The 11522-nt window shown below is 55.1% G+C and carries 7 protein-coding genes, 2 tRNA genes and 2 rRNA genes; all 11 read left to right on the forward strand.

What is annotated here, in order from left to right; genetic code table 11:
* On the forward strand, positions 1-357 hold a 357-nt coding region (locus IT585_02045; protein ID MCC6962015.1), incomplete at its 5' end, for a mechanosensitive ion channel.
* 56 nt (positions 358-413) lie between these two features.
* A tRNA-Ile gene (locus tag IT585_02050) sits at positions 414-487 on the forward strand.
* A gap of 190 nt (positions 488-677) precedes the next feature.
* The gene (locus tag IT585_02055) at positions 678-1982 is read left to right on the forward strand and encodes a hypothetical protein (GenBank protein ID MCC6962016.1); all 1305 of its coding nucleotides are present in this window, start codon (positions 678-680) and stop codon (positions 1980-1982) included.
* A gap of 12 nt (positions 1983-1994) precedes the next feature.
* Entirely contained in the window at positions 1995-2831 is an 837-nt protein-coding gene (gene amrB / locus IT585_02060; protein ID MCC6962017.1) for an AmmeMemoRadiSam system protein B, read from the forward strand.
* 289 nt (positions 2832-3120) lie between these two features.
* Positions 3121-3193: transfer RNA gene (locus IT585_02065), tRNA-Ala, on the forward strand.
* A 145-nt stretch (positions 3194-3338) separates the two neighbouring features.
* A 23S ribosomal RNA gene (locus IT585_02070) occupies positions 3339-6359 on the forward strand.
* Between the two features lie 214 nt (positions 6360-6573).
* Positions 6574-6690: ribosomal RNA gene (gene rrf / locus IT585_02075) — 5S ribosomal RNA — on the forward strand.
* 348 nt (positions 6691-7038) lie between these two features.
* Positions 7039-7545 (forward strand): hypothetical protein, encoded by a 507-nt coding sequence (locus IT585_02080; protein ID MCC6962018.1) that lies wholly within the window; start codon positions 7039-7041, stop codon positions 7543-7545.
* Positions 7546-8017: 472 nt separating this feature from the next.
* Positions 8018-9850 (forward strand): tail fiber domain-containing protein, encoded by a 1833-nt coding sequence (locus IT585_02085; protein MCC6962019.1) that lies wholly within the window; start codon positions 8018-8020, stop codon positions 9848-9850.
* 389 nt (positions 9851-10239) lie between these two features.
* A complete protein-coding gene (locus tag IT585_02090; GenBank protein MCC6962020.1) occupies positions 10240-11010 on the forward strand; it encodes a response regulator in 771 nt (256 codons plus the stop codon).
* A gap of 205 nt (positions 11011-11215) precedes the next feature.
* On the forward strand, positions 11216-11522 hold a 307-nt coding region (locus tag IT585_02095), incomplete at its 3' end, for a hypothetical protein (GenBank protein MCC6962021.1).

The following is an 11522-nucleotide window of genomic DNA, read 5'->3' on the forward strand; positions in this document are numbered from 1 at the left end:
AAGGCCAAGGTCACCAATTTGTCATATCCGGAGGAGACGATCCGTGTCAAGATCGATATCGGCGTGGCGTACGGCAGCGATATCGAGAAGGTGAAAGCGATTTTGCTGAATGTCGCGCGGCAGCATCTGAAGGTGATAGCGGATCCGGCGCCGTCGGCGGATTTTGTCAGTTTCGGCGAGTCGGCGCTGAACTTTTCGCTGACCTGCCGGGTGGCGCAGATTGCGGATCAGTGGCGGACGGGCGAACAGATGCGGTGTGAGATTTACAATGCGTTCAATCGCGAGGGGATTGAGATTCCGTTCCCGCAGCGCGTGATTCATATTCAAGGGCGAGGTCAGCCGGGCGCGGGCGAATAGGCCAAAATTCTATTGACTTTGCCCAAGCAATCTTTACTTTGGCAATCCCACGAAATGGGCTCGTAGCTCAGATGGTTAGAGCGCGCGCCTGATAAGCGCGAGGTCGGCAGTTCGATTCTGCCCGAGCCCATATTTGATTTTCACGGACAGTAGAAGTCTCGCGAGGCTGCACGCGGCGGTCGATGAGCGAGCGCAGGTTCAGTTGCGGGCCGGCGGATTCCAATCGCGGTCACCTTTTTGCGCTGGATTTCTGCTTGCCAATTGCCGGCTGCTGATATTGTTTGATAGTATCGTCCACATTAGAATTCTGCGAGGTTTCGATGTTTAAACGCCTGTTCCGCCTTGTCCTTTGTTGGATTGCGTCCGGCGCGGTGACGCTCGCGGCTCAGCCCTTGACGACATTGTTCGTGAATTACTTGCCGCCGTCGCAAGAATTGGAGGTCGCCGGGCAGATCCAGAGCGAGTACGGCGCCGCCGATTCGACCGTTCACCTCCTTCTCAGCAGCAGAGTTCAATCGCTCTCGGTCTTTTTTAGAACCGACATCGATTCAATCCCGGCAGAAGGGAAGCGCCTTGGCGCAGACACAGTTGCCGTTTCGATTCCCGCTCAAGCGGTTTTCGCCAACTCCTGGCAACTGAATTTCAGTTATAGTTGGCCCCTTGACCCGCTTCAGGATTCGCTGATCTTGCTTGACCGTGGCCATCGCTGGTATCCAATACTTCTGGACCAACTGGTCAATGCGATAACAATGGTGGCTTTGCCTGACGATTATCGTGTGCTGAGTGTCGGCAAACGCTTCAATGAGTCGGCGTTGAGCGGAGTGCGCACAGTGGCATTTCAGACGCTGATACCTGTGTTCAAGATTCCGTTGTTGATCTATCGCGATGGATATTTCCGAGAGGTCACCACCAAGTGTGGTGAAACCAAGATCACCATCGAGGCGAGAACGGTTGCCGATTCGGTCATGCGCACCATCGTTGCCGAAGCCTGCAGCACGCTGGTCTACATGGAGAAGAACTTCGGACCGTATCACCATCCCGGGCTGACGCTGGTCGAGACCAGCGAATTCCCGGGGATGAACATCGGTACGGGGATTGTCACGATCGGTTCCGACATGATGGCGGGGTTCGCGCAGGGATATTACGAGGGGCTCCATTTGTGTATCGCGCAGCAATGGTTCGGAGCCGGGGCGTTTGTGCACTTTCCAACGCAGGGATACTGGTTGCTGACGGTCTCACTGCCGCACCAGATTCGGTTGATGTACGAGACGCGAGATTTTGCTCCTGAAGAGCAAGCCGCCCGCTGGGAAGAGCAACTTGATCCGTATCGCAAGTTCGCCGGTACGGAGCGCGATGTGCCACTGCTGGAGGTGGACATGCCAAACACGCAGGAGAAGGGAGCATTGATTTACAGCAAGGCGCCGCGTGTGTTCGAGGAAGTGCGGCGTTGTGTCGGCGACGAACGGTGGCGCGAGTTTCTGCGGGCGCTTTATCGAGACTATCAGGGAAAGCAACTCGACTGGCCAATCTTTGTCAGTGCGCTGGAGCCGTTTGATCAAGATCACCACTGCACCGAGAGGATGCTTCACCTCTGCACGAGCACCGGCGAGTCGGCGTTGAAATAGCAGGAGGATTTCATGAAGGCTACAGTTCGCCAGGCGTGCTTTGCCGGAAGTTTCTACCCGGGCAATGCGCGGCAATTGCAGGCGGACGTGACGGCGATGCTGGACGCGGCAGCGGTGCCCGCCGACACGCCGCGTCCGCAAGGGATCATTGCGCCGCACGCCGGTTATATGTACTCGGGGGAATGCGCTGCGACGGCGTATGCGCGCGTGCGCACCTTTGCTGCAAGTTATCGGACGGTGGTGATCGTGGCGCCGTCGCATCGGGCGCGCTTCGACTTTTCGTCGGTCTTCGATGGCGACGGGTATGAGACGCCGTTGGGCGTTGTGCCGGTAGCGCGGGAGCTGGTCGAAAAACTGCGCGGGAAGAGCGGTGTGGAGATTTCGGGAGCGGGTCATGTTGAGGGGGCGATGGCTGAGCATTCGCTGGAGGTGCAGTTGCCGTTCCTGCAGGCGGCATTAGGAGAGTTTCAGTTGCTGCCGATCGTCATGGGATATCAGACGCCGGCGATCACCGCTCGTTTGTCCGACGCGTTGGCGGAGATCATCGACCCGGAGTCGACCTTGCTGGTTGCCAGTTCCGATCTTTCGCACTTCCACAGTGCCGGGACGGCGGCGAAGCTTGATGGCCGGGTGATTGCAGCGGTTCAGGCGTTTGATCCGCAGGCGTTGATGGGGTTGATCGATTCGGGGAAGGCGGAAGCCTGCGGTTTCTGCCCGATCACGGCGGTGATGATGACCTGCTGGAAGTTAGGGGCGCGGACGGCGCGCGCGATTGAGTATCGGCATTCCGGGCAGGTGACGGGGGATAATGAGGAGGTGGTGGGGTATTTGGCGGCGGAGGTTTATTAATCCGGACATACAATACCCTCGATCAAAAGAAGTGTTTGGGACACAGTCGCTTTGATAAATCAACTTTTGTCGTAATTTTTCCGAAAAATTCTATTGACACCGGCGTTGCCGCGTATATATTGCGCGTCGCTGTTTGAGGGCGTGATGATTACGACCCCGCGAAGCGCGGGTCGTTTTTTTTCGATAGCACCTTGGCAGACGAGTGAATCTGAGCAAGCTGGCGCGGGTAGGATAAGCCGACAAGCGTAGCGAGTGGGGGGAGACGATTCACGGTGATCTTTGACTACGCGGGGATGTAGCTCAGTTGGGCGAGCGGCGGCTTTGCAAGCCGTAGGTCGTCGGTTCGAACCCGATCATCTCCAGGACGATAAAGGCGAAGAGCCTTTCGATAGAAGTGACAAGCTTACGTCTCTCCGGAATGGAGAGAGTCACGATCTTTGACAACCAAATATCAGAGCCGATGCGGATCAAACCGCATGAATACAGAGATCGAGCTTTTAGGATTTCGATCAAGTAATTAAGAGCATACGGCGGATGCCTTGGCACCAAGAGGCGATGAAGGACGTGGTAAGCTGCGATAAGCCCCGATTAGGAGCAAACATCCTTTGAGTCGGGGATTTCCCAATGAGGCAACTCGGCAGGGCAATACCCTGTCATCGCATACTGAATCCATAGGTATGCGCGGCGAACGGGGAGAACTGAAACATCTCAGTACCCCCAGGAAGAGAAAACAATAGTGATTTCCTGAGTAGCGGCGAGCGAACGGGAAAGAGCCTAAACCGAACGGCACGTTAAAGCGGATACGCGTTGTGCCATCGGTGTAGCGGGGTCTATTCGGACCGAAGTGTCCATAGGTCGGCAAGTCAGAAACCGTTTGGTTAATCGAATACACCTGGAAAGGTAAACCACAGAGGGTGATAGTCCCGTAGGTGAAAATCAAACGGCTTGCTCGAGTAGATACCCAAGTAAATCGGGGCACGAGAAACCCTGATTGAATCTGTCACGACCACGTGATAAGGCTAAACACTACTTGGTGACCGATAGTGAACAAGTACCGTGAGGGAAAGGTGAAAAGAACCGCTGACGCGGAGTGAAATAGGACCTGAAACCGTGTGCTTACAAGCTGTGGGAGGAAAGGATGCCCTTCGGGGTATCTGGACTGACCGCGTGCCTATTGAATAATGACCTAGCGAGTTACTCCTCGGTTGCAAGGTTAAGGCAAACACTGCCGGAGCCGTAGCGAAAGCGAGTCTTAAACGGGCGTTTAGTAGCCGGGGGTAGACCCGAAGCCAGTTGATCTATGCATGGCCAGGATGAAAGGCCGGTAAAACGGTCTGGAGGTCCGAACTCACCGCTGTTGAAAAGGCGGGGGATGAGCTGTGCATAGGGGTGAAAGGCCAATCAAAACTGGAAATAGCTGGTTCTCCCCGAAATAGCTTTAGGGCTAGCCTCGTGCAAAAGTGTGACGGAGGTAGAGCACTGAATTGGCTAGGGGGCCTACAAGCCTACCGAACCGAATCAAACTCCGAATGCCGTCGACATGTTCCACGGGAGATAGTCTGCGAGGGATAAGCTTCGTAGGCGAAAGGGAAACACCCCAGACCGCCGGCTAAGGTCCCTAATCAGAACTAAGTGACAAAGGATGTGGAATTACTGAAACAGCTAGGATGTTGGCTTAGAAGCAGCCATTCATTTAAAGAGTGCGTAATAGCTCACTAGTCGAGTGATTCTGCGCCGATAATAAACGGGACTAAGTTCTGAACCGAAGCCGCGGACTTCCATCGCAAGATGGATTTGGTAGGGGAGCATTCTGTAGTAGAGCGAAGGTGTCTCGGCAAGAGATGCTGGACGAATCAGAAGAGATTATGCTAGGACGAGTAGCGATAAAACAGGCGAGAAACCTGTTCACCGTAAACCTAAGGTTTCCTGAGGAAGGTTAATCCGCTCAGGGTTAGTCGGATCCTAAGTTCAGGCCGAAAGGCGTAGATGATGGAAAACAGGTCAATATTCCTGTACCAGGTGTGACGCGTTTGAACTATGGGGTGACGCAGGAGTGAAAGGGTAGCCGGCTGACGGATGCCGGTCCAAGCGAGTAGACCGATTGCGCAGGTAAATCCGTGCGATCAAAGTCGAGACGCGACGGGGAAATGAGTCTTCGGACAAACCAACTGCCCCTAAGCCCACTGCCGAGAAAAACCTCTATGTAAGTTTCACATCTGTCCGTACCGTAAACCGACACAGGTAGGTGAGGAGAATATCCTAAGGTGCTCGAGCTAACCCACGTTAAGGAACTAGGCAAAATGGCCCCGTAACTTCGGAAGAAGGGGTGCTCCTAAGTAGGTGTAGTGTACAACGAAGCCGAATGGAGTCACAGTAAAGAGGCCTGGGTGACTGTTTACTAAAAACACATGTCTCTGCTAAGCCGCAAGGCGACGTATAGGGACTGACACCTGCCCGGTGCTGGAAGGTTAAGAGGAGGAGTCAGCTTTGATTTATCATTGCGAAGCCCTGAATCGAAGCCCCAGTAAACGGCGGCCGTAACTATAACGGTCCTAAGGTAGCGAAATTCCTTGTCGGGTAAGTTCCGACCTGCACGAATGGTGTAACAACTTGGGCGCTGTCTCAACGTGGGACTCGGTGAAACTGTAGCAGCGGTGAAGATGCCGCTTACCCGCATCGGGACGAAAAGACCCCGTGGACCTTTACTATAACCTGGCACTGTCATTTGGACGGGCATGTAGAGCATAGGTGGGAGGCTTTGAAGCTGGGGCGCTAGCCTCGGTGGAGCCATCAGTGGAATACCACCCTTGTTCTTTCGGATGTCTAACCTTAGCCCATGAATCTGGGCGAGGAACACTGCCAGGCGGGTAGTTTGACTGGGGCGGTCGCCTCCCAAAAGGTAACGGAGGCGTACAAAGGTTGACTCAGGCTGTTTGGTAATCAGCTGTAGAGCGCAAGCGTATAAGTCAGCTTAACTGCGAGACGTACATGTCGAGCAGGTACGAAAGTAGGTGCTAGTGATCCGGCGGTTGCGCGTGGAAGTGCCGTCGCTTAACGGATAAAAGGTACCCCGGGGATAACAGGCTGATCTCCTCCGAGAGTTCACATCGACGAGGGGGTTTGGCACCTCGATGTCGGCTCATCACATCCTGGGGCTGGAGAAGGTCCCAAGGGTCTGGCTGTTCGCCAGTTAAAGTGGTACGTGAGCTGGGTTTAGAACGTCGTGAGACAGTTCGGTCTCTATCTGATGCGGGCGTTGGAAATTTGCGGGGAGTTGACCCTAGTACGAGAGGACCAGGTCGAACGGACCGCCAGTACACCTGTTATCACGCCAGTGGTATGGCAGGGTAGCTGTGTCCGGAAGGGATAAGCGCTGAATGCATCTAAGTGCCAAGCCCACCCCAAGATTAGATTTCCCTGTCGCAAGACCTAAAGGCTCCTGGAAGATGACCAGGTTGATAGGCCACAGATATAAGCCCCGTGAGGGGTTCAGTCGAGTGGTACTAATTTGCCGTGAGACTTGATCTAAGATTTGTCGGGAACGGGCGGGAGCATCAAACCCGCCCCTCGCGACCGATTTGATCAACGTACGTCTGTGTACTGTGATGTTGTCGGTGCCCGCCGCTTGCGGTGGGGGACGCGACAGTCACAACACGGGACTACAGTGATTTCTCAAAATCCCAAAAGCTTTTCTGATCATGCGTTGATCCGCATCGGCCTCTGATATTGGTTAATAGAATTTTCCGGTGGCCATAGCGTGAGGGTCCCACCTGTTCCCATTCCGAACACAGAAGTTAAGCCTCACCGCGTCGATGGTACTGCTGGCGAAAGTCAGTGGGAGAGTAGATCGCTGCCGGGTTAAATGAGAAGGCCCCCGTCTCGAAAGAGGCGGGGGTTTTTGATTGTGAGTCGTAATGAGTCACCCATGTGTGTACTTCTTGATCGGGACCGTCAAGGCTGGATCTATGACTGGCAAAGTTCAGGACTCCAGATTCGTGAAAGTGGGGGATTGCAGTTTTCGCCACATTCGCTGAGGAGATCTCTGCGACCGGTATTGACCCGGCGACGGTAGCTATGTTTCAAACTGATTAGTCGTGTGTACGATAATCTACGCTTGAAGTGGACACGACCGTCTACTATGATATGATACCTGTCCGCACGACAGGCTGAAACAGCGTGCGAGGCACATAAATAAGGAGGAACAATCATGGCATATGTAGTTAAGTCGACTGTGACAGAATATGCTAGGGGAAGTGAGTCGTACCTTGACCAAGCAAGGGGCCTTGTTTTGGTCATTGCAGTCGTCGCAGCCGTTGCGTCGCTGATTGTCTCTGGCATGGTGACTAAGGACAGTGAATACGATGATTGGGCAGAAGAGGGCTTGAGTCCAACGTGGGTTGCGGTAGGAGTGGGAGCGTTTATTCAAGGATGGATCGTCTCAGTGCTCTTGCGTGCTGGCGCGGATATTGTGAGACTGCTCAAAAAGCAGAACGGACTTGAGTTCAGTGGAGATATCAACAGAATGCTTCAAAGCGACGTTTACAGCTGTTCGGAATGCGGCGAGTCTTTTAATGAGTCCTATTTCGGAGAATGCCCCAGATGCAAGTCGAAACTCGATGTGTTCAGGTGTTCGAGTTGCGGCGAACTTCTGTATGGGCCAGATTTCTGCGTATGCCCCAGATGCAAATCGAAACTCGACTCTGATGGTTCGTAGGTCGCGTTTCCAGCATTCCGTCGCTCGTTCCCGCAGATACTTCCTGAAGCCTTAAACCCGATGCCACCCATCGGTAGGTCAGACATTCCTGTCTGAGGAAGGGGTCACAGGCGGCAGGTCACAATCTCGCGCTGAGAGGGTGAGAGCATAGGGGTGTCGCAGTCGATGCGCGGAGTCAAGACCTGCCGCAACCGTTCCGAAATCCCGTACAGAGAAACAGTGAGCACAATGGGAGAAGCGGTCAGCGGGCGAAATCAAGTCGTCCCGCAATTACGTTGATCTGAGAGCCGTGGCGGGTTGACTCACCGGATTTTTCACAATATTGACTTTATAAATCCACATACTATATTTCCTCAGGCCTGTGCCTGCTAGTCTGTATTTCCCCGTCCCACAATCCCGGGCACTGGCCGATTACGTCAAGTCAGGAATATTCCGAAACTTTCTGGACATCATGAGTCCGATGAGGTGTTCGATGAGAATGATTACCTTTGGCATGTGTTTACTCTTCCTACCGCTGGTCACGGCAGCTGCAGCCGTTCCCACGGCGATGAATTATCAAGGCCGACTGTCGGAGCCGGGGGGCACGCCCCTCGCCGACGGGGATTACAGCGTCGCATTTGCGATTTATGATGTCTCCAGCGGCGGGGTGGTGCTCTGGAGCGAATCACGAACCGTCACGGTGGTGAACGGAGTTTTCTCCGTACTGCTGGGCACTGTGACGCCAATCGTGGATTCGGTCTTTTCCGGTCCGACCCGGTACCTCGGCATCAAGGTGGGCACCGACCCTGAGTTAGTTCCGCGGGTGATGATGGTTACCGTACCCTACGCGTTCCGCGCTGCGACAGTTGACGGCGCTACTGGCGGCGTGATCGCAAGCAAAGTCGCCATCGGCGCCGGTCATGATAACTCAGGTGCCGACGCCTTTGCCGTCGGACTTGCCGACACGGCGTCTGGAGACCATGCTGTGGCGCTGGGCGAGTCGAACGCTGCCGTCGGCGCGTATTCCAACATCAGCGGTGGTCTGGGGAACCGGGCAATCGGAATTTCGAGTCACATCGGGGGTGGAGCCCAGAATACGGCCGGGAACAACGATGTCGTCGTGGGTGGCGGACTTGGAAATTCCGCCGCGGGCTTTCGCTCTGTCATTGCCGGGGGCCAGTCCAATCATACTGCCGGCGATGTTGCGGTCGTAGGCGGCGGTTTCATCAACTCAGCAATTGGCAATTACACCTTCATCGGCGGCGGCTCGGCGGATACCGTCACCGGCGGCTACGGTCTGATTGGAGGGGGATATCTCAACCGGGTGTCAGGATTCAGCGCCGCGATTGTCGGCGGAGTCAACAACAGCTGTTCAGGACTGGCAGCTTCCATCGGTGGCGGCAGCGGTAATGTTGCTTCCGATGTGGGCGCTGTCGTTTGCGGCGGCGAGTCCGACACGGCTAGCGCGGCGTTCGCAGTCGTGCCGGGCGGGCGCGACAATGTTGCCGCCGGACGCTACTCATTTGCGGGTGGCTTTGGCGCCAAAGCCCGGCACCTCGGCACTTTCGTCTGGTCCGATAGCTCTTCGACTCTGCCATTTGGTTCGACCGGGGACAATCAGTTCCTGGTTCGCGCCGCCGGAGGCGTCGGCATCAACACCAATGCGCCGCAGAGCCTTCTCCACGTTAAGGCGGGTGCTTCCGGTTCGACTGGACCTTTGCCATATACTCTGGCGACATTCGAGAGTTCTTTCAACTCGTACCTCTCAATCTTGACACCCAATGGCGGCGAGCGCGGCATCCTGTTCGGGAATGCCACATCGAACATTGACGGCGGCATTGTCTATAACAACTTTGCCACGCCGAACGGGTTTCAGTTCCGAACCACAACCAACAACACTGTCATCTCCTTCGCGCAGAACGGCGACATCGTGACCTTTGGTAAAGTCTGTGCTACCAATGTTGCCTGCCCGTCGGATGAACGGTTGAAGGAAGACATTCGGCAAATCGATGATCCGCTGGAGTTGATATCCCAGCTTCACGGTGTGCATTATCGCTGGAAACCTGAATTTCGCGAGCACCACGGCTTGAGTGATGATGAGCAGACGGGGCTAATTGCCCAAGAGGTGGCCCGGGTGCTGCCGGATGCAGTTTCGAGTGGTCCGGATGGATACTATGCGGTGGATTATTCGCGGTTAGTGCCGCTGCTGTTGGAGGGGATCAAGCAGCAGCGTGTCACGATCCATCAGCTTGAGCAGAAGCTGGATGCGCTGGCGGCGAGGGTAGCGACGGGTTCCTCTGCGCCTCCAGCTCCCTTGCATAATTAGAAATGGCCGGGAAGCCACCGGTAGGCGGAGCAGACTGGTCAACGTGCCATCGCGGTAGGTCTGTTGAGGTGAACTGATTCCCGGGTCGGGGTTAAAGGCGCCAGATCACAATTTCGGGCTGAACGAGCGAGAGCATATTTGTGCTGTGGTCAATGTGCGAACTCAAGACCTGCCGCAACTCGGCATGATCTGATGATCAGGCTTGAGTGACAGCGAACTTAGCCGTCAGGAAGGGATTCTTGACGGTGCCAGGAAAGGGTTTATTGAAAGCGCGGGGAAGGAACTTCGAGTCGAGGTGTCTAAGTATATGCCGCGATTGGTCGATAATTGCAGGAGTTCGGTTGGTGGGCGCGTGAGAAGCACTTGAATTGACTGTCGGGAGGACAAGCGTGAAAGTCTTGGTGACCAGCTCCAACGATAGGCAATGGACCAGCTTCGTTGAGCAACTTAGGCGGATGAATCACGAGGTTCTGGCGCTGGAGAACTGCAGTCAGGTGCTGACTCAGTTGATCGACGACTCCGCAATTGACGTGGTGATTCTGGATGTCAGCTATTCCGACAAATGCGCCCTCAAGCTCTTATCGCGGCGACAGAACGATCGGCGACTGTTGCAGGTTCCGATCATCCTCGCGGCCACGGGGTTCACGCATGACCAGATTGCTCAATTTCGCAGCCTTTCCGCCTTCGAATTTCTGGTGTTGCCGATCGGGCAAGCAACATTAGAGTCCAAGCTTCTCCGTGGGCAACGGGAAGGCAAAAAAGCAGTGCTGGTGGTGGACGACGAGCCGGAGATCGCCGACATCTTGTCCGAGCATCTGAAACTCGAGCGCTATCGCGTCTTGACGGCCAACTCGGCCGAGACTGCGCTCGAAATCCTCAGGCAGGAAAGAATCAACGCGGTGGTAACCGACATCATGATGAGCGGCATGTCGGGGCTGGAGTTAATGGCCGAAGTGAAAGCCACCTATGCGGGAGTGCCAGTGATTGTGATGACCGGCTATTCGGGAAAGTTTACGCCATCAGAGGTCATCGCTGCCGGCGCCGACGGATTTTTCGCGAAGCCGTTCAAGAACCTCGAACTTACACAGACGCTGGCGCAGGTGCTGGCGCGCTACGCATCGAAGAATCAGTCTAAGCACTCCCCCTCGGCTGTGAAATAGATTATCCAAAGCGGAGCCGACATGCTGCCACCGAGCCTGGAAGAGCGGACCGTTTAACGCCCTCGCAGGCGCAGTTTGCTTACAGAGGGCCGCAACTGAGGCAAGGGGGGGGGTCATCCTAAATATTGACTAAATCAACCGATGTACTATATTATTTCGGGGCCACAACATTACCTGCATTCTAATTCTGGAGACGATGCACATCATGGTTAGGATCATTACTCTAATCGCGGCAATTGTCGTTACTGCTTTCGCCAGTCTGTTTGCCGTTCCAGAGTCCTTCAACTATCAGGCGCGTCTAACCGACTCGACCGGCGCACTTGTTGCCGACGGCAGTTACACGTTCACGTTTCGGGCGTATTCACTGCCGTTCGGAGGGTCGCCACTGTGGAGCGAGAGCCAAGTGCTCTATGTAGCAGCTGGGCTTTTGAGCTGTCGTGTCGGAGCGACGTTACCGATCCCGGAGAGCGTACTCGAACTGCCGGAACTCTACCTCTCCATCCAGATCAATT

The sequence above is a fragment of the Candidatus Zixiibacteriota bacterium genome, from assembly GCA_020853795.1.
Classification (GTDB): Bacteria; Zixibacteria; MSB-5A5; order CAIYYT01; family CAIYYT01; genus JADJGC01.